Genomic DNA, 17,133 nt, shown 5'->3' on the forward strand with positions numbered 1-17,133 from the left:
CTAGCGGCTTTCGGGAAACGGATCGCGCTACACCATCCCCGCCCTGCCGTGAAGCGGGGCGGGGAAGAGCGCCGGCTCGGCTAGGGCTCCGCCAGGGGGAGGCCGCGGCTCGGCGGGGAGGGCAGAAGCTCCGGCGTGGCGTCGAACAGCTTGCGGTGCGCGAGCACGGCGTAGGTGTCGGTCATGCCAGCGATATAGTCCGCGATGCGGCGGGCGATTCGTGGCTCGGAGGCTCCGGCGAGGTCGGCGCTCCATTCCGGAGGCATCCGTGACGGGTCTGCCTTGAAGGCCGTGAACAGATCCGTGACGATGGCCGCCGCCTTCTCCCGCACCGCGACCACGCTGGCGTCACGGTACATGCGCTTCCAGAGGAACCGCATCACTTCCGCATCGGCCGCCTCGATCGCCGGCGAGAAGGCGATAACGGGCGCACCGGCCGCGTGGATGTCGGCCACGGTGGCGGGGGCGAGGGCCGTGATCCGCCGCTCGCTCTCGCGGATAACATCCTCTACGAAGCGGGTGATCACCCGGCGCGCGAGTTCGTGGACAATCCGCGCGGGCTCCAATCCCGGATGCAGGGATTCGATCTCGTCCAGAAGCCCCGCGAGGAACGGTACCGCGGAGAGATCCTTCAGGTCGAACAGCCCGGCGCGCAGACCGTCGTCGAGATCGTGCGCGGCATAGGCGATGTCGTCGGCAAGCGCAGCGGCCTGAGCCTCTGGCCCGGCATGGAGCGCGAGATCGAGGGGGTAGACCGCATCGTATTCGAGGATGGCCGCCGGGATGCCCCGCTCGGTGTAGCGCGGCGTCGGAACGCCCTGCGCTGTCAGGAGCGGCCCGTTATGCTTCACCAACCCTTCGAGGGTCTCCCAAGTCAGGTTTAGTCCGTCGAACCCCGCATAGCGGCGCTCCAGCCGTGTGACGATGCGCAGGGTCTGGGCGTTGTGGTCGAACCCGCCATAGGGGGCCATGCAGGCATCGAGCGCATCCTCGCCGGTATGGCCGAAGCAGGTATGGCCAAGGTCGTGCGAGAGGGCGAGCGCCTCCGCCAGATCCTCATCAAGCCCCAAAGCGCGGGCCAGAGCGCGGGCGATCTGCGACACTTCCAGCGAATGGGTGAGCCGCGTGCGGTAATGGTCGCCCTCGTGATGCACGAAGACCTGCGTCTTATGCTTCAGCCGCCGGAACGCGGTGGAATGTATGATCCGGTCGCGGTCGCGCTGGAAATCGCTGCGCGTGGGCGAGCCCGGCTCGGCGATGAGCCGCCCCCGCGTCGCGGCGGGATCAGTCGCGTAGGGTGCTCGCCACCGTTCGCCGTTGGCCCGTTTCGTGTCTTGCACGGTCGCTCCTCACCCGCCCGCATTGCAGCACGGACCGGAGGCCCATATCTTGGTGGTCCGAGGGCTCGGGGCAATCGCCGTCCCGTGCCGCCGCGGATTTGCCTGTGGCTGAAACGATGTCCGAGATCACTTTGACGCCCCGCGCCGCCAAGCGCATCAACGAGATCATGGGCGACGAGCCGCCCGGCTCCCTGCTTCGCATCAGCGTGAATGGCGGAGGTTGCTCCGGCTTCTCCTACGCTTTCGACATCGCCCGCGACCGGCAGGACCAAGACATCGCCATCGAGCGCGATGGCGCGACGGTGATCGTCGACCCGGTTTCGGTGCAGTACATGGCGGGCTCGACCATCGACTTCGTCAACGATCTAATCGGCCAATCCTTCAAGATCGAGAATCCCCTCGCCACCGCCTCCTGTGGCTGCGGTACCTCGTTCTCGCTCTGAACGACCTGCCGCAAACGTTGCGGCCGGGTGACAGGTCCCGTCCGCCACGCTCGTGCCACCATCCAACGATTGTGTCGCGATGCAAAACGCGCGACGCGATCTGTCGCGCCCGTGTCTCGGCAAGTTGGACCTGTCCATGACTTTTCCGGCGGCTCGCCGTCTCCGGTCGGCCCTCGTAGCCTGCGCCGCTGCGCTGGCCTTCGGCCTCGCCGTCCCTCATCCGGTTCGCGCGCAGGAAGGCGCCGCCGCCGTTCAGGACGTGACGCTTACCGATGTGGTGCTGCCCCTCGGCGCCACGGTCATCAAGGTGCCCAAGCTCACCGCAAGTGGCACCCGCCTGTCGCGGGACGATCTGGCGGCGATCTTCAAGGCCGATGCCTCGGAGCCCTGGGCTGTGCGCCTCGCGCGGCTCGATGCGGCGAGCCTGACGGCGCCCGTCCTCGATTCGGAACATGCCGGCCCCGGCGACCAGCGGCAGAGCGCGACCTATCGCGACGTGGTCGCCCGCGACGTGCGCGGCGGCCGTATTGGCGAACTCACCGCGTCGGGCGTCACCCTCAGTTCCAAGGGCACCAAGGCGGCGCCGGATGCGGCGGGCACCTATGGCGCCTTCCGCGCAACCGATGTCGATCTCGCCTCCTTCGCCCGGCTCGCTTTGGAGCCGGGTGACGGCAAGGGGCCGACCTTGCGCGTCTACGGCACGATGCAGCTTTCCGACATCGCCATCTCGGACGCCAAGGGCACGACCGTGAAGGTCGCGCGCTTGGAGGGGCGCGACCTTGGCGCCCGGCAGGTGCCGAAGGGTTGGAACGGCTCCCTCGACCTCCTGTCGCGGGGCTTCGACGATCCCGAGACCAAGCGCGGCGCGGCCTCCGCCACTGCCGACCTGCTCGGCGCGCAGACCGTCGGCAGCATCGACCTCAAAGGCGTCAGCATCAGCGATTCGACCGCGGAGCCTCTGCTCCTCGAAGCCGAGCGGCTGTTTTACGCCTCTGCCGGTCCCGATGCCGGGCTCGGCATCGAAGGGGCTAGCGTGTCCAGCGGGGCCACCCGGACGCGGCTCGGCAAGATCACCCTGACGGGCATGAACCTCGCCCCGGTGATCGCCGAGATGCGGCGCCTCGCCGAAAAGCCGGATACCGCGCCGAATGCCGAGGAGAGCCGTCGCCTCGCGACCGGCATGGGCACCCTGACCCTCACCGATCTCACCGTCGATCTGCCCCCGGCCTCCCCGCCGGTGCAGCGGCGCGGCTCTCTGGATGCGCCGGCCGGAAAGCAGGCGGCCGGTGCCAAGCCCACCGCGCGGACGCGGGTCGCCGAAGCCCGCCCCCGGATGCGAAGGCAGGTGACCCGCTCGCCGTGCCCGCCTCCCTCAAGACGAACCGCGTCGCCCTGCGTAAGGCCGTGTTCGGCGTCGGACCCGCGTCAGATGGCACGCCGCCCTCGACTCGGCTCGCGCTCACCGGGCTCGACGTTCCCGCCTCCCTGGCGGCGGGCCTGCCGCTGGTCGGTGCCCTTCCGGCCTTCGGCTACGGCGACCTGAGCTTCGACATGACGGCCGATGCCGCCTGGGACGAAGCCGCCCGCACCGTCGCCCTGCGCGACGTCACGATCTCGGGCAAGGATATCGGCACCGTCCGCCTCGCCGCTCTGTTCGGGGGCATCGGGCCGGAATTGTTCTCCGGCAGCGTCCCGGCCCAGACCATGCTGTTGTTCTCGGGCAATGCTCGGACCGTCGATATCACGGTAGAGAATAGCGGCCTGTTCGAGCGCTTCCTCGCCACTCAGGCGAAGGAACTGAGCCTGAAGCCCGACGAATTGCGCAAGGAATACGTTACCGCCAGCGTGCTCGGGGTGCCGGTGATCCTCGGCAACGGCCCGGCGGCCAAGACGATCGGCGCGGCCATGGGCCAGTTCGTGATGAACCCGGGTAAGCTGACGATCCGCGTCAAATCGAAGGAGCCCACGGGCATCGGCTTCGTGGAACTCGGCACCGCAGGCTCCCCGGCCTCCGTGCTCGACCGGCTCGACATCGAGGCGAAGGCGAACTGAGCCGGATCAGTCCGCGATCACCTCGGGGTGCCGGGCGGAGAGGCTGGTTCTCGTCGCGTCGGCCCAAGCCCGGTCCCGCAGGCGTCGGGGCCGGTCGAGGGTGATGTCGGCGACCAGCGTCGCCGGGCGGCGGGAGACCAAGAGCAGACGGTCGGCGATGGCGATGGCCTCGGCGACGTTGTGCGTCACCATCAGCACGCTCATGCCCGCGGCATCCACCGTATCGACCACGAGGGCGCGCAGTTCGGCCGCCGCGTTGTCGTCCAGCGAGACGAAGGGTTCGTCCAGCACCAACACCTTCGGGCCCCCGGCCAAGGCCCGGGCGAGGGCGACGCGTCTCTGCATCCCAAGGGAGAGCGCGCGGGGAAAGCTGGCGCGCCAGGGCGTGAGGCCCAGCCTTTCGAACAGGGCATCGAGGTCGCGGCCCCGGTCGGGCTTTGCGAGGCCGAGCCGGACATTGTGCTCCACGCTGCGCCAGGGTAGCAGGCGCGGCTCCTGAAACACGATGCCGGCCTGCTCCGCGCCCGCAACCTCGCCGGTGAAGTCGGTGTCGAGGCCGAGCAGGATGCGCAGGGTCGTGGTCTTACCCGCACCGGACGGGCCAATCAGACAGACGATCTCGCCTTCTCTGATCGTGAAGGCGAGGTCGCGCACCGCCTCGACGGGCGCGGCGCCCTTCGGCCGGTAGGTCTTGCCGGCGACGGCGACCCGCAGGACCGGCTTCGCGTCAGCGCCAGCGACGGACATGGGCTTCGAGCCGCTGGAGGAGGAGCACGTCGATCCCGATCATCACCGCCATGAACACGAGGCTGTAGCCGATGATGGCGGCCACGTCGGTGCTCTGGATGAAGTAGAAATTGATGGCGAAGCCCACGCCGTCCGGCCGCCCCAGCAGTTCGACCACGAGGACGATCTTCCAAGCGAGCGACAGGCCCGAGCGCGCCGCCGTGACGATGTAGGGCTGCAATTGCGGGACGAGCACGTCGCGTACCCAGGTCCAGCGGTCGAACCGGTACGCGCGGGCCATCTCCTCCAGACCGGGATCGAGGTTGCGCGACCCCTCGCGGACGATAACCGCGACGTTCGGCAGCTTGTTCAGCACCACGGCGAGGATCGCCGCCGTCTCGTTCAGCCCGACCCAGACATAGGCGAGCACGGTGATGACGAGGGCGGGCGTGTTCAGCAACACGAGCAGCGGCGTGTCGAGGGCGAGGTCCGCCTTGCGCGAGCGACCCAGGGCGACGCCCAACGAGGTGCCGAGCCCCATCGCGATGGCGAAGGCGATCGCCACGCGCAGCAGCGTGATGCCGACATTGTGGGCGAGGTCGCCCCGCTTGGCTTCCGCGATGATGAAATCGAGAACGGCGAGCGGCGCCGGAAGCAGGCGCGAATGGGCTTCCCACGCGGCGGCCTGCCACGCGGCGATGAGGATCGCCAGGGAGACGATGCGGGTCAGCACGCGGGCAGGGTCGCGCTGGTATCAGCCATCCCGGGACCCGTCGTAGTAAAAGTCCTGCGGCAATCCGTTGCCGGAGCCGACGAGTCGCTCGCCCCCGAGCCGCGACAGCACCGCGTAGAGCTTCAGCGCGTCGGTCCGCTCGGCCGTCACCGGCCTGCGCGGCGTGCCCGCCAGGAATTCGCGCTTGAGGGATTCGAACGTAGCGTCGTCCTTGGCGTCCATCAGCGGGCGCACGATGTCCCAGGTCGCGGGGTCCGAGGCCAGCATGTCCTTCGCCGCGCGCGAGGCACGGTAGAACCCGGCCACGGCCGCAGGCTTCTCCGCGACGGTAGCGGAGTGGAACAGGTAGCCGATCAGCGAGACGTCGCCGCCCGCGCCCAGGGCGCGCATGATGTCCTCGGCGCGGATCAGGCGGCGGAAGCCCTTGGGTTCGAGCCGCGCGCAGTAGGTCCAATAGGTCAGGGCGGCGTCGAGCGCGCCCTGTTCGAGCTTGAGGGTAATGAGCGGAGGCGCCCCGTAGGCGATCTCGCATTGCTTTTCGAGATCGATCCCGGCGGCGTCACGCGCCTGCGCCTTCAACAGCAGCCAGTTTTTGTCGAGGGGGCCGCCCGCCACGCCGAACTTCTTGCCTGCAAGATCCTTCAGGCTCTGAATCGGGCTGTCCTTCGGCACCATCACGGCGCCCTCGGAGGTCGAATAGGGGATGAAGCGCAGCCCCTGGCCCTCGTTGCTCAGGCGGGCCGCCCAGAGCAGGTCGCCGATGATCGTATCGACCTGACCCCCCACGAAGCTGATCCGCGCGGCATCGTTGCCCGCGAGCTTCGTCGCTTCCAGGGTGAAGCCGTTGGCCGTGTCGAGGCTGCGAGCCTTGATCACCGCGGCTTCCCAGGTCGAGGTGCCGAATGGCAGGCTTCCGAGCCGGATCACGGGGAGGTCGCCCGCATGCCCTGTTCGGGCCGCGAACCCGCCGAGCAGGCCGGCGGCGAGCATCGCACGCCGTGACAGCATGAGCCGTTCCTCCTCCGGTAGTCCGGCGGTTCCGGTGGTCACCGGTCCACCTTGGCAAGCCAGCCTCGGGCCGAAAGCCCAGCCAGGCGGCCTTTCACAGCAGCCTTGGGCACCGCCGGGGGCGGGCGCCATTGCCAAAAAGGTCATAGGGCGCACGGGCGGGCTCGTCCACCGGGGCGGAACGACCTTGCACGCGGCACGCGTGCCGGGCACCTTTCCCCGAGACCACGATCACGGAGGGAATGGAATGACCGAGCGGCGCGAAGGAGCCATGGACGACGCGGCGGTAGAGGCGCGGCTAAAGGCCGAGCTTCCCTCCTGGCGGCTGGAGGATGGCTGGATCCGTCGCACCTACAAGACGGCGGGCTGGAAAGGCACGCTCATGGTCATCAACACCGTGGGCCATCTCGCCGAGGCCGCGTGGCACCACCCGGACATCACCGCGTCCTACGCCTGGGTCGAGGTGCGGCTGATGAACCACGCCGCGAAGGGCATCACCGACAAGGATTTCGCACTGGCCAAGAAGATCGAAGAGGTCGTCTCCTGGCAGCCGGGCCTGGAAGGGCAGGGCCTCGAAGGCACGCCGACCGATCCGCGCTTTGCCTACATAAAGTACGAGAAGTAGGTTCGCTCAACGCCGACCGAACAGCCGCTCGATATCGGAGAGCTTCAGTTCCACCGAGGTCGGGCGGCCATGGTTGCACTGTCCCGAATTCGGCGTCGCCTCCATCTCGCGGAGCAGCGCATTCATCTCTTCGGGCTTTAGGCGCCGACCGGCGCGGACCGAGCCGTGGCAACTCATCCGCGAAAGTACCGCATCGAGGCGTCGTCCGAGGGGGCCGGTCTCCGTCGCCGGATCGCCCCCCTCTTCGAGCCCGCTGGCATCCAGCGCATCGAGAATATCGGTCACGAGGTCGCGGAGGCTCGCGCCGATGAGGAGGGCCGGGATCTCCCGGATCAGGACGGCCCCCGGCCCGAACGGTTCGAGGGCGAGGCCCAGCCGCTCCAGGTCATCCGCGCAGGCGCACAGCCGTTCGGCCGCCTCCGGCTCCATCTCCACGACATCCGGAATCAGTAGACCCTGCCGGGCGATGCCCCCCGCCGCGCGCTGCGCCTTCAGACGCTCGTAGACCAAGCGCTCATGCGCCGCGTGCTGGTCCACGATGACGAGGCCGTCGCGGGTCTGCGCCAGGATATACGTGCCGTGGATCTGCGCCCGTGCCGCGCCAAGCGGATGATCCTCCAGGGCCGCTTCCGTCTCGGGTGCGACCTCCGCCTGTGGCGGCAGGGCAGGGGGCAGGCTCAAAGGGGGTTGCAGCAGCTCCTGCACCGCTTCCGCGAGGCCGGGCGTCGGCCGGTAGACGGGGCCGTTGTAGCCCGAAGGGGCCCCATAAGAGGGCATGTCCCGCGGGCGCGGCGCGGAGCCAGTTTGAAACAGGCTCGGAGCCGCGTATCCGGTATGGGCGGTCAGGCGCGGCGCGGCGGGGCGCAGCGCCTCGATGGTGCGCATGCCGCCGGTCGTCGCCGAGCGGGCGCCGCCCCGGCGCAGGGCATCGTGGATCGCGCTGACGACAAGGGCGCGGACCAGGCCCGGTTCGCGGAACCGCACCTCCGTCTTGGCCGGATGAACATTCACGTCCACGAGGTCGGGGGCACAGGCGATGACGAGCCCGAGCACCGGATGCCGATCCGAAGCCAGGGTGTCGGCATAGGCCCCGCGCACCGCGCCCAGGAGCAAACGGTCACGCACCGGACGACCATTGACCACGAGGTGGATATGGCTGCCCGCGCCCCGGTGGAAGGTCGGCAGCCCGACATGGCCGGAGACGGCAAAGCCCTCGCGCTGAAGATCGACCGGAAGGGCGTTGGCCTTAAAATCCGGTCCCAGCACTGAGGCGAGGCGCCGCAGCGACGCCTCGTCGCCCGCCTCGGCCGGGAGCACCAGCGGCTGGCCCGCTTCGGTACGCAGCGTGAAGCGGATGCCCGGCTGTGCGGCGGCGAGGCGGCGGACGATCTCGCCGACGGCTGCGTTCTCGGCGCGGTCCGACTTCAGGAACTTGAGCCGCGCCGGCGTCGCAGCGAAGAGGTCGGTGATCTCGATGCGGGTGCCCCGCGCGGCGGCGGCGGGCACCACCTCGCCCTTGCGTCCCGCATCGACCACGAGGCTCGCCCCGGCCTCGGCACCTTCGGGGCGGGTGGTGATCGACAGGCGCGAGACCGCGCCGATGGAGGGCAGGGCCTCGCCGCGAAAACCGAGCGTCGCGATGGCGCTCAGGTCCCCGTCGGGCAGCTTGGAGGTGGCATGGCGCTCGACGGCCAGCGCGAGATCGTCCGGGCTCATTCCCCGCCCGTCATCGACCACGCGGATCAGGCGGCGGCCGCCGCACTCAATGGTGATCTCGATGGAGCGCGCGCCTGCATCGATGGCGTTCTCCACCAATTCCTTGACGGCTGAGGCCGGACGCTCGACTACCTCGCCCGCGGCGATGCGGTCCACGAGGACGGGGTCGAGGCGGCGGATCGTGGCGGGCGCGGCTGACATGCCCCGCGACGATACCCCCTGGACAGCGCGTGCTCCAGGGGACGTAGAGACCTCAGGCGTGGCGGCTCGACCCGCCAAGGCTGATCCGCGCCGAACCGCTCACCCGCGTGCCGTGGGTCGGCGCGGCGTAGGGACGGCGAGACAGGTCGTAGAGCGCGTTGCCGATCAGCCCGCCCGCCCGGCGCAGGCTCGTGCCGTCGCAGGTCGCGGCGATGCGCACGCCGATCTCGTGGGTATGGCTTCGCCCGTAGAGCCAGACCGCGAGCCGGGCTCGCGTCGACTCGGGGATCCCCTCAACGAGGTCGGGGAGATCGCCCGGCGTCGCCCTCGCGAGGCGGCCGACCGTCTCGGGTGAAACCGGGCAATCCAGGGTGGGGTCGTCGAAACTGCGGGAGCGAGCAGGGGCCATCACGTCACCGATCGTTTGATGGTGAATGATGTGAATCGATTGGTTAACGAAAGGTAGCGTGGCCGTTTTCGCGCTACGCTAGACTTGGCTCCGAACGGGCAAAATCAGCTTTTCGACAGAACTCCAAAACATTCTGGTGCCGGAAAGCAACACAAGCTTGGCCTTAGGGTGTCAGGCGCCGTTGTCAAGGCGTTCAAGACGAAGGCAGCCCGCCCAAGGGACCGCCAGCGAAGCGCAAAATCGCGGCGCTGGGCGCCGCGAATCTTCCGTCCGCCCTACAGCGGCTTGCGCAGCATGCGGGCGATGAGCCCCACGACGCCTTCGCGGAACAGCAGCACACAGAGCACGAAGACGCAGCCCTGAATGACCGTCACCCAAGCGCCGAACTGAGCGAGGTAGGTCTCCATGGTGACGATCACGAGGGCGCCGACGATGGGGCCGAACACGGTGCCCATGCCGCCGACCAAGGTCATGAGCACGACCTCGCCCGACATCGACCAATGCACGTCGGTGAGTGAGGCGAGCTGGAACACGATCGCCTTGGTGGCGCCCGCGAGTCCGGCCAGCGTCGCGGAAAGGACGAAGACCGCGAGCTTGTACTGGTTCACGCGGTAGCCGAGCGAGACGGCGCGGTTCTCGTTGTCGCGGATCGCCTTCAGCACCTGCCCGAAGGGCGAGTGAATGATCCGGTAGATTGCGAGCATCCCGAAGAAGAACACCATGGCGACGAGGGCATACATCACCCGGTCGTCGTCGAGGGGGATCGCCCCGAACAGGGCGCCGCGCGGCACGGCCTGGATGCCGTCCTCGCCACCCGTGAACTTCGCCTGCAGAGCGAAGAAGAACGCCATCTGCGCGAGCGCCAGGGTGATCATCGAGAAGTAGATGCCCTGCCTTCGGATCGCGAGCGCACCGAAAACCAGCCCGAGCAGAGCGGCTGTCGCCGTGCCGAGCAGGATCGCGACCTCAGGCGTCAGCCCCCACATCTTGGCGCTGTAGGCCGAGAGGTAGCTCGCCATGCCGAAATATGCGGCATGGCCGAAGGAGAGCAGGCCGCCGTATCCAAGGAGCAGGTTGAAGGCCAGCGCGAACAGCGCGAAGCACAGCACCTTCATGAGGTAGACGGGATAAAGGACCAGCGGCGCCAGCACGAGCAGCACGGCAAGGCCGAGGAAGATCTTGCGCTGCAGCGCCTTGTCGTCCCGGCTTTCGGGTAGCGCGGCGGCGATGGGGGCGGCGTCGAGGGCGGCGGTGTCGGCCATGATGGTCGCGCTTTCCGTTACGTCAGGCCGTGCGCCCGAACAGGCCGGCGGGTTTGACGAGCAACACCACCACCATGATCACGAAGATCACGGTCGAGGACGCCTCTGGGTAGAAGACCTTGGTCAGGCCCTCGACGAGACCGAGCGTGAAGCCGGTGATCACCGAGCCGATGATCGAGCCCATGCCGCCGATCACCACCACCGCGAAGACCACGATGATGATGTCCGCACCCATATTCGGGTTGACGGAGTAGATCGGCGCCGCGAGCACGCCCGCGAAGCCCGCCAGCGCAACGCCGAAACCGTAGGTCAGGGTGAGGAACAGGGGCACGTTCACGCCGAAGGCCTGGACGAGGGTCGGGTTCTCGGTAGCCGCCCGCAGATAGGCGCCGAGCTTGGTCTTCTCGATGACGAGCCATGTCGCGATGCAGACGGTGAGCGAGGCCACCACGACCCAGGCCCGGTAGTTCGGCAGGAACATGAAGGGCAGCCGCTGCCCGCCCGAGAGTTCGGACGGAATTGCGTAGGGCAGGCCCGACACGCCGTACTGGTTGCGGAACAGGCCCTGGATGATCAGCGCCAGGCCGAAGGTCAGGAGCAGGCCGTAGAGATGGTCCAGCTTGTAGAGCCGCGCGATCAACGCGCGTTCGAGGATGACCCCGAACACGCCGACCACGAGAGGCGCCAGCCCCAGCGCCCACCAATAGCCGAGGCCGAGATAGGTGAGCAGCATCCAGGCCACGAACGCGCCCATCATGTAGAGCGCGCCGTGGGCGAAGTTGATGATGTTCAACAGGCCGAAGATGATCGCCAGCCCGAGCGACAGGATCGCGTAGAACGATCCGTTGATCAGCCCGAGCAGCAATTGGCCGAACAGCGCCTGGGTCGGCACCCCGAATATCGTCATCATGGCCCGACTCCCAGACGCCTACACGCTCAGCCCTTCACCAGCGGGCAGTTGCCCTCGCCCAGCGGGCGGAAGACCTGATCGCCGGGGATCGTCTCAAGCTTCTTGTAGAGGTCCCACTCGCCCTTCGACTCGGCGGGCTTCTTGACCTCGAACAGGTACATGTCGTGGATCTTGCGGCCGTCGGCACGCACCACGCCCTTGCCGAACAGCGGATCGTCGGTCGGCGTCGCCTTCATCTTGGCGACGGTGGCGGCGCCGTCGGCGGTCGATTTCAGCTCGGCCACCGCCTTCAGGTAGTGAAGCACGTCCGAATAGACGCCGGCATGGTTCGAGGTCGGCTTCGAGCCCTTCATCTGCTTCGCGAAGCGGTCGGAGAAGGCGCGGGTCTGGTCGTTCAAGTCCCAATAGAACGGCTCGGTGAGCACGAGGCCCTGGGCGACCTTGGTGCCGAGCGAATGCACGTCCGACGAGAAGACGAGGAGACCGGCGAGGGACTGGCCGCCCTCGGTGATGCCGAACTCACCGGCCTGCTTGATCGCGTTGATCGTGTCCGCGCCCGCATTGGCCAGTCCGATCACTTTGGCGCCGGGCTCTGGGCCTGCAGCAGGAAGGACGAGAAGTCGGCGGTCGGGAACGGCGTCTTCACCGAGCCGACGACCTTGCCGCCATTCTTGTCGATGACCTTGGTCGTGTCGCGCTGGAGCGTCTGGCCGAACACGTAATCGGCGGTGAGGAAGAACCACGTATTCCCGCCGCGCTTCACCATGGCGCCGCCCGTGCCGTTGGCCAGTGCGACCGTGTCGTACACCCAGTGGATCGTGTTCGGGCTGCATTGCGGGCCGGTCAGATCGGCCGTGCCCGCGCCGGTGTCGATGAACACCTTGTTCTTTTCCTTGGTCACCTGGCTGATCGCCAGCGCGACCGAGGAGGTGACGCCGTCGGTGATCATGTCGACCTTGTCGCGGTCGTACCATTGACGGGCGATGGCCGCGCCGACATCCGGCTTGTTCTGGTGGTCGGCCGAGACGATCTCGACCTTCAGGCCCTTTTCCTCGGGCTTGAAATCCTCCAGCGCGAGCTTGGCCGCGACCACGGAGCCCTCGCCGCTGATGTCGGAATAGGCGCCGGACCGGTCACCCAGAACACCGATCTTCACAGCGGTCTGGGCGGAGGCCGGGACGATCATGGCAACGCCGGCCAGGAAGGCCCCCGCGAGTGCGGCGAGCGGAAAGCGTCCGTTCATCGGTGTCACTCCTTGGCGGCCGTTTCGGCCGGTTGGTCGGTCAAACGAAGAGGTGGCTCGCTCATACGCCGAGATAGGCGTGGAGCTTGTCGATGTTCGCATCGAGATCGGCATTGGCGATCTGATCTACGACGCGGCCTTGCTCGATCACGAAGTGCCGGTCGGCCAGGGTCTGGGCGAAGCGGAAATTCTGCTCGACCAGAACGATGGTGTAGCCATCGGCCTTCAGCTTCTGGATCGTCCGGCCGATCTGCTGGACGATGACCGGGGCCAAGCCTTCGGTCGGCTCGTCGAGCAGGATCAGCTTGGCGCCCGTACGCAGGATGCGGCCGATGGCGAGCATCTGCTGCTCGCCGCCGGAGAGCTTCGTGCCCTGGCTGCCCGCGCGCTCCTTGAGGTTCGGGAACAGGGTGTGGATCTCGGCCACCGACATGCCGCCGGGCTTCACCCGGGGCGGCAGCATCAGGTTCTCCTGCACCGTGAGGCTCGAGAAGATGCCGCGTTCCTCGGGCACGTAGCCCAGGCCGAGCTTGGCGATCTTGCGCGAGGCCATGCCGATGGTCTCGACGCCGTCATAGACGATGGAGCCTGAGCGCCGACCCAGGATGCCGATGATGGCGCGCAGCGTCGTGGTCTTGCCCGCGCCGTTGCGGCCGAGCAGCGTCACGACCTCGCCCGCCCTCACGTCGATGTCGATGCCGTGGAGCACGTGGCTTTCGCCATACCAGCCCTGGAGCCCCCGAACCGCGAGGAGGGGCGCCGTCGAAGGCGCTGAAGAGAGTTTCTGCGCAGCCTCAGGCATGTCCCGACCCGATGTAAGCCTCGACCACGCGCGGATCCTTGGACACGGTGGCGTAGTCGCCTTCGGCGAGCACCTGCCCGCGGGCAAGCACAGTGATGCGGTCCGAGAGCGATGCCACTACGGAGAGGTTGTGCTCCACCATCAGGATCGTGCGATCCTTGCCCACCTGGCGGATCAACTCGGCGGTGCGGTCCACGTCCTCGTGCCCCATGCCCGCCATCGGCTCGTCGAGGAGCAGCATTTCGGGATCGAGCGCCAACGTCGTGGCGATCTCCAGGGCGCGCTTGCGGCCGTAGGAGAGTTCCACGGCCTGCGTGTTCGCGAATTCGGACAGGCCCACCGCCTCGACCAATTCCAGCGCCTCGGCGTTGAAGCTGCGCAGGATCTTCTCCGCACGCCAGAAGTCGAACGAGTCGCCGTGACGCCGCCGCTGAAGCGCGATGCGGACGTTTTCCATGACCGTGAAGTGCGGAAAGACCGCCGAGATCTGGAACGACCGAACGAGGCCGAGGCGCGCCACGTCGGCGGGCTTCAGGCCGGTAATGTCGCGATCCTTATAGCGGATCGAACCTGCGGTGGGCTGCAGGAACTTCGTGAGAAGATTGAAACAGGTCGTCTTGCCGGCCCCATTGGGGCCGATCAGCGCGTGGATCGTGCCGCGCTCGACTTGCAGCGCAACGTTGTTGACCGCACGAAATCCCTTGAATTCCATGGTCAACCCTTGAGTTGCCAGGATCACGTCCCGTCCCAAGAGCGGCCCTCCCCGCGTTTGTTTGAAGGCTCTATGGACGAACGTATCTCCTGCCGTCCACCGGTTTCGGCCAGGCGCCCCAAACAATCCACGGTCACTGATACGTCGCCTGCCCTTTAAGTTCGCTGCCGCGCGGGATTAAACGGACCCATCGGCATAATCAGAAGCGAGCGCAGGATGACCGGAGCGGCGAATACGAACGGGATCGATGACGGGCTCGGCACCCTTCAGACGCCCTGCCTGCTCCTCGACCGGCGCAAGCTCGCAGCCAACCTCGCGGGCATGCAGACGCAGGTGTCACGGCACGGGGTCGCCTTCCGGCCGCACCTCAAGACCGCCAAGTCCATCGATGTGGCTCGCATGGCGATGACGAGCCCGAGCGGCCCCGCCACGGTCTCGACCCTGAAGGAAGCGGAGTATTTCGCCGAGCGCGGCGTGACCGATCTGACCTATGCGGTCGGCATCGCTCCGAACAAGCTCGACCGGGTCGGTGAGATTCGCCGTCGTTGGAAGGCGGACCTCGCGGTCGTGCTCGACTCGCTGGTCCAGGCCGAGGCGGTCGCCGCGTGGAGCCGCGCGAGTGGGGACAGGCTTCCGGTCTTCATCGAGGTCGATCCCGATGGCCATCGCTCGGGCGTGAAGCCCGGCAACGCCGAATTGCTGCGCGGCATCGGTGAACGGCTCGCCCAAGGCGCCACGTTGCGCGGCGTGCTCCTTCATGCGGGCGAAAGCTACGGCCTCTCCGATCCTGAGGCGCTGGCGCAAGCCGCCGAGGGCGAACGCAAGGCGGCGCTACAGGCTGCTGAGACCCTGCGGGCGGCCGGGTTCGAATGCCCCGTCGTCAGCGTCGGCTCGACGCCGACCGCACGCCATGCCCGCCATCTCGACGGCATCACCGAGGTCCGGGCCGGGGTCTACATGTTCGGGGATCTGGTCCAGGCCGGGATCGGGTCCTGCGCCGTCGAGGATATCTGCGTCTCGGTGCTGGCCACCGTCATCGGCCATCAGCCCGAGAAGGGCTGGATCATCACCGATGCCGGGTGGATGGCCATGTCCCGCGACCGGGGCACCGCCTCCCAAGCCGTAGACCAGGGCTACGGCATCGTCTGCGACCGGTTGGGCCACGCTTATGCAGATGTGATCGTCGCTCAAGCGAACCAGGAGCACGGCGTGCTCGCCGTGCGGAAGGGTTCGAGCGCCGCGCTTCCCGACCTGCCGGTTGGATCCCTCGTGCGGATCCTGCCGAACCACGCCTGCGCCACCGCCGCGCAGTACGACCGCTACCACGTCATCGACGGCGAAGGCTGCGCCTCGACGGTGTGGGAGCGGATCAACGGGTGGTAACGGCCCTCGGAACCGCTGCCGTCATCGCGAGCGACAGCGAAGCAATCCAGGGCAGCGGCACGTTTCAGATTGGAGCGTGTCCCTGAATTGCTTCACTTCGTTCGCAATGACGAAGTTAGGCTGTCTTAGTACTCGATGACGTCTTCGAGCGCGTAGTGCTTCACGGTCTTACGGTTGGCGATCAGTTCGTCCACCGTCGGCTCACCCTTCAGGGCGCGGGCGATAGCGAGCTTGGTCGCCTCGTAATTGGTCCGGTAAAGATCCTTGCGGTCGAGGTTGTCGTCGTCGGCGCAGCGGATATCGAGCCAGATCATGATGATCATGCAGAGGTCGTCCAGGCCCTCCTTCGGCAGGATGCCTTCAATGATGCAATCCACGATCGCATCGCCCGTCGCGGCCTGCACGACGCCGCCCAGAAGCTCGACGTAATCGGCGCTCTGGATCGTGACCTTGCTCGTCATCATCGTCGCCGGGCGCACGAGCTGGTTGAGGTCGCGCACCACGAACATGCGGGTGTGGCCCACGGCCTGACCCATCATGGAGGCGAAGGCCTGTCCCACCGGGCCCCGGGTAGAGCCGATCAGCACCTCGGGCATCGCGTCGGTATACTGACCCTCGGCGGCCAGCACGGTCGCCTCGCCGGCGCGGAACCAAATCTCTGACATGTCATGCTCCCTTGTCGGCACAGGGGAGACATCATCCCGTTCACGACGTCAACGCAGGCGGGCACATGCCGGTCTTGAGGATTGTAGAGAGGCGGGGCAGGAGGAAGGCACGCGGAGTGCCGCGATGATGGGGCGGGACAGGCCATGGCCGAGCAACCAGGACGCGAGGCAAGCTGGAGCCTTCAGGCCAGCGCCGTGCGAGAGGGCGTGCGCCTCGAACTGACCTTGCCCGATCTCGCCGGGCAACCGATGACGGCGGCGGTCGTGCTGGAGCGGGCCGAGGCGAGGGCCTTCGCCCGCGCGCTGCTGGCAGCGGCGGGCGATGCCGCCGAGCGGACGTTTCCGCGCCCCGAGATCTGAAGCTTACTGTGCTTGAAGGCCGGGCCGACGTCCGGGCAGGCGGGGCACCTTCGCATTGCGCGGCTCGATCGGTGCCGAGCAGGCATAGGCGAACTCGGTCTTCAGCGAGTCGAACACCGTCTCGCCGCGAATGGTGCAATCTTCCCGGACCGTCTCGTCCAGATAGGCGTGCGCAGCGGCGCGGAACCGGCTCACGCGCGTCCCTTCCGGATCGGGGTCGATCCGCAGGTCGTTGATGTTGCAGCCGGTGACCTCGCGCAGGGCATTCGAGACGATGAGCATCCGGCGCTGCTGCCGGTTGTCATAGACCTCGTAAGGCTCCTTACAGCCGATGGTCACGACCTGTGATGGCAGGCCGACATAGGTCTTGGAGATGTAGGAGAAGTTCGTCGCGGTGCAGGCGCCGAGCGCCGCAACCACCACTGGAGCCGCCAGGACGAGGAGCGGAAGCCGCCGCACGATCCGCCATCCCTCTCGCAACCGGATGTCCCGACCCGTTCGGGTTCCATCCTCCGCGCATTGAACCGCGCCCCGTGGTCCGGT

Annotated in this window: 18 protein-coding genes and 1 pseudogene; 6 read left to right on the forward strand and 13 right to left on the reverse strand. The window is 67.6% G+C overall.

What is annotated here, in order from left to right:
* Positions 1 to 80: 80 nt before the first annotated feature.
* Positions 81 to 1,340 carry a deoxyguanosinetriphosphate triphosphohydrolase gene (locus ACFQE0_RS12115; RefSeq protein WP_378969911.1) on the reverse strand — a complete coding sequence of 420 codons (1,260 nt, stop codon included), beginning with the start codon at positions 1,338 to 1,340 and terminating at the stop codon, positions 81 to 83.
* 116 nt (positions 1,341 to 1,456) lie between these two features.
* Here ACFQE0_RS12115 and ACFQE0_RS12120 point away from each other — a divergent pair, with 116 nt between their 5' ends.
* The 3 genes from ACFQE0_RS12120 (at position 1,457) to ACFQE0_RS12130 (ending at position 3,835) form a co-directional block, all read left to right on the forward strand.
* Positions 1,457 to 1,783, forward strand: coding sequence for a HesB/IscA family protein (locus ACFQE0_RS12120; protein WP_378969913.1), 327 nt, complete (start codon positions 1,457 to 1,459; stop codon positions 1,781 to 1,783).
* A 136-nt stretch (positions 1,784 to 1,919) separates the two neighbouring features.
* A complete protein-coding gene (locus ACFQE0_RS12125) occupies positions 1,920 to 3,326 on the forward strand; it encodes a hypothetical protein (RefSeq protein WP_378969915.1) in 1,407 nt (468 codons plus the stop codon).
* A gap of 8 nt (positions 3,327 to 3,334) precedes the next feature.
* The gene (locus tag ACFQE0_RS12130; protein WP_378969917.1) at positions 3,335 to 3,835 is read left to right on the forward strand and encodes a hypothetical protein; all 501 of its coding nucleotides are present in this window, start codon (positions 3,335 to 3,337) and stop codon (positions 3,833 to 3,835) included.
* Positions 3,836 to 3,841: 6 nt separating this feature from the next.
* Here ACFQE0_RS12130 and ACFQE0_RS12135 read toward each other — a convergent pair whose 3' ends face one another.
* From ACFQE0_RS12135 to ACFQE0_RS12145, 3 genes are read right to left on the reverse strand one after another with little or no spacing between them, the layout of a single operon-like run.
* Positions 3,842 to 4,582, reverse strand: a complete 741-nt coding sequence (locus tag ACFQE0_RS12135; RefSeq protein ID WP_378969920.1) for an ABC transporter ATP-binding protein — start codon at positions 4,580 to 4,582, stop codon at positions 3,842 to 3,844.
* Complete coding sequence (locus tag ACFQE0_RS12140; protein WP_378969921.1) at positions 4,563 to 5,294, reverse strand: ABC transporter permease; 732 nt, start codon at positions 5,292 to 5,294, stop codon at positions 4,563 to 4,565. Before ACFQE0_RS12140 ends, ACFQE0_RS12135 begins: the two co-directional genes overlap by 20 nt.
* A 21-nt stretch (positions 5,295 to 5,315) precedes the next feature.
* The gene (locus ACFQE0_RS12145; protein ID WP_378969923.1) at positions 5,316 to 6,302 is read right to left on the reverse strand and encodes an ABC transporter substrate-binding protein; all 987 of its coding nucleotides are present in this window, start codon (positions 6,300 to 6,302) and stop codon (positions 5,316 to 5,318) included.
* 247 nt (positions 6,303 to 6,549) lie between these two features.
* On the opposite strand from ACFQE0_RS12145, the gene ACFQE0_RS12150 reads away from it, so the two are divergent.
* The gene (locus tag ACFQE0_RS12150; RefSeq protein ID WP_378969926.1) at positions 6,550 to 6,927 is read left to right on the forward strand and encodes a 4a-hydroxytetrahydrobiopterin dehydratase; all 378 of its coding nucleotides are present in this window, start codon (positions 6,550 to 6,552) and stop codon (positions 6,925 to 6,927) included.
* A gap of 6 nt (positions 6,928 to 6,933) precedes the next feature.
* Here ACFQE0_RS12150 and mutL read toward each other — a convergent pair whose 3' ends face one another.
* The 7 genes and pseudogenes from mutL to ACFQE0_RS12185 form a co-directional block, all read right to left on the reverse strand.
* Entirely contained in the window at positions 6,934 to 8,844 is a 1,911-nt protein-coding gene (mutL, locus tag ACFQE0_RS12155) for a DNA mismatch repair endonuclease MutL (RefSeq protein WP_378969929.1), read from the reverse strand.
* A gap of 52 nt (positions 8,845 to 8,896) precedes the next feature.
* Entirely contained in the window at positions 8,897 to 9,253 is a 357-nt protein-coding gene (locus ACFQE0_RS12160; RefSeq protein WP_378975442.1) for a hypothetical protein, read from the reverse strand.
* A 275-nt stretch (positions 9,254 to 9,528) separates the two neighbouring features.
* Positions 9,529 to 10,515 carry a branched-chain amino acid ABC transporter permease gene (locus tag ACFQE0_RS12165; protein ID WP_378969931.1) on the reverse strand — a complete coding sequence of 329 codons (987 nt, stop codon included), beginning with the start codon at positions 10,513 to 10,515 and terminating at the stop codon, positions 9,529 to 9,531.
* Positions 10,516 to 10,537: 22 nt separating this feature from the next.
* Positions 10,538 to 11,425, reverse strand: coding sequence for a branched-chain amino acid ABC transporter permease (locus ACFQE0_RS12170; protein ID WP_378969934.1), 888 nt, complete (start codon positions 11,423 to 11,425; stop codon positions 10,538 to 10,540).
* A gap of 26 nt (positions 11,426 to 11,451) precedes the next feature.
* Positions 11,452 to 12,668: pseudogene (locus tag ACFQE0_RS12175) on the reverse strand (ABC transporter substrate-binding protein).
* 61 nt (positions 12,669 to 12,729) lie between these two features.
* The gene (locus ACFQE0_RS12180; protein ID WP_378969937.1) at positions 12,730 to 13,470 is read right to left on the reverse strand and encodes an ABC transporter ATP-binding protein; all 741 of its coding nucleotides are present in this window, start codon (positions 13,468 to 13,470) and stop codon (positions 12,730 to 12,732) included.
* Positions 13,463 to 14,182, reverse strand: coding sequence for an ABC transporter ATP-binding protein (locus tag ACFQE0_RS12185; protein WP_378975444.1), 720 nt, complete (start codon positions 14,180 to 14,182; stop codon positions 13,463 to 13,465). Before ACFQE0_RS12185 ends, ACFQE0_RS12180 begins: the two co-directional genes overlap by 8 nt.
* Positions 14,183 to 14,398: 216 nt before the next feature.
* Between ACFQE0_RS12185 and ACFQE0_RS12190 the strand changes: the two genes are divergently transcribed.
* The gene (locus tag ACFQE0_RS12190) at positions 14,399 to 15,565 is read left to right on the forward strand and encodes an alanine racemase (RefSeq protein WP_378969939.1); all 1,167 of its coding nucleotides are present in this window, start codon (positions 14,399 to 14,401) and stop codon (positions 15,563 to 15,565) included.
* 125 nt (positions 15,566 to 15,690) lie between these two features.
* Here the strand turns inward: ACFQE0_RS12190 and fae are convergent, their stop codons facing one another.
* A complete protein-coding gene (gene fae / locus ACFQE0_RS12195) occupies positions 15,691 to 16,230 on the reverse strand; it encodes a formaldehyde-activating enzyme (protein WP_378969941.1) in 540 nt (179 codons plus the stop codon).
* 144 nt (positions 16,231 to 16,374) lie between these two features.
* Here fae and ACFQE0_RS12200 point away from each other — a divergent pair, with 144 nt between their 5' ends.
* Positions 16,375 to 16,590 (forward strand): hypothetical protein, encoded by a 216-nt coding sequence (locus ACFQE0_RS12200; protein ID WP_378969944.1) that lies wholly within the window; start codon positions 16,375 to 16,377, stop codon positions 16,588 to 16,590.
* Positions 16,591 to 16,593: 3 nt separating this feature from the next.
* Here the strand turns inward: ACFQE0_RS12200 and ACFQE0_RS12205 are convergent, their stop codons facing one another.
* Positions 16,594 to 17,052, reverse strand: coding sequence for a hypothetical protein (locus tag ACFQE0_RS12205; protein ID WP_378975446.1), 459 nt, complete (start codon positions 17,050 to 17,052; stop codon positions 16,594 to 16,596).
* Positions 17,053 to 17,133: the final 81 nt, after the last annotated feature.

The sequence above is a fragment of the Methylobacterium komagatae genome, from assembly GCF_042661665.1.
Taxonomy (GTDB): Bacteria; Pseudomonadota; Alphaproteobacteria; order Rhizobiales; family Beijerinckiaceae; genus Methylobacterium; species Methylobacterium komagatae.

Bases quoted from the DNA above. Each gene is read 5' to 3' on its own strand.
- ACFQE0_RS12120 (WP_378969913.1), top strand. From the start codon at position 1,457: ATGTCCGAGATCACTTTGACGCCCCGCGCCGCCAAGCGCATCAACGAG.
- ACFQE0_RS12125 (WP_378969915.1), top strand. From the start codon at position 1,920: ATGACTTTTCCGGCGGCTCGCCGTCTCCGGTCGGCCCTCGTAGCCTGC.
- ACFQE0_RS12130 (WP_378969917.1), top strand. From the start codon at position 3,335: ATGACGGCCGATGCCGCCTGGGACGAAGCCGCCCGCACCGTCGCCCTG.
- ACFQE0_RS12135 (WP_378969920.1), bottom strand. From the start codon at position 4,582: ATGTCCGTCGCTGGCGCTGACGCGAAGCCGGTCCTGCGGGTCGCCGTC.
- ACFQE0_RS12145 (WP_378969923.1), bottom strand. From the start codon at position 6,302: ATGCTGTCACGGCGTGCGATGCTCGCCGCCGGCCTGCTCGGCGGGTTC.
- ACFQE0_RS12150 (WP_378969926.1), top strand. From the start codon at position 6,550: ATGACCGAGCGGCGCGAAGGAGCCATGGACGACGCGGCGGTAGAGGCG.
- mutL (WP_378969929.1), bottom strand. From the start codon at position 8,844: ATGTCAGCCGCGCCCGCCACGATCCGCCGCCTCGACCCCGTCCTCGTG.
- ACFQE0_RS12160 (WP_378975442.1), bottom strand. From the start codon at position 9,253: ATGGCCCCTGCTCGCTCCCGCAGTTTCGACGACCCCACCCTGGATTGC.
- ACFQE0_RS12165 (WP_378969931.1), bottom strand. From the start codon at position 10,515: ATGGCCGACACCGCCGCCCTCGACGCCGCCCCCATCGCCGCCGCGCTA.
- ACFQE0_RS12170 (WP_378969934.1), bottom strand. From the start codon at position 11,425: ATGATGACGATATTCGGGGTGCCGACCCAGGCGCTGTTCGGCCAATTG.
- ACFQE0_RS12180 (WP_378969937.1), bottom strand. From the start codon at position 13,470: ATGCCTGAGGCTGCGCAGAAACTCTCTTCAGCGCCTTCGACGGCGCCC.
- ACFQE0_RS12185 (WP_378975444.1), bottom strand. From the start codon at position 14,182: ATGGAATTCAAGGGATTTCGTGCGGTCAACAACGTTGCGCTGCAAGTC.
- ACFQE0_RS12190 (WP_378969939.1), top strand. From the start codon at position 14,399: ATGACCGGAGCGGCGAATACGAACGGGATCGATGACGGGCTCGGCACC.
- fae (WP_378969941.1), bottom strand. From the start codon at position 16,230: ATGTCAGAGATTTGGTTCCGCGCCGGCGAGGCGACCGTGCTGGCCGCC.
- ACFQE0_RS12200 (WP_378969944.1), top strand. From the start codon at position 16,375: ATGGCCGAGCAACCAGGACGCGAGGCAAGCTGGAGCCTTCAGGCCAGC.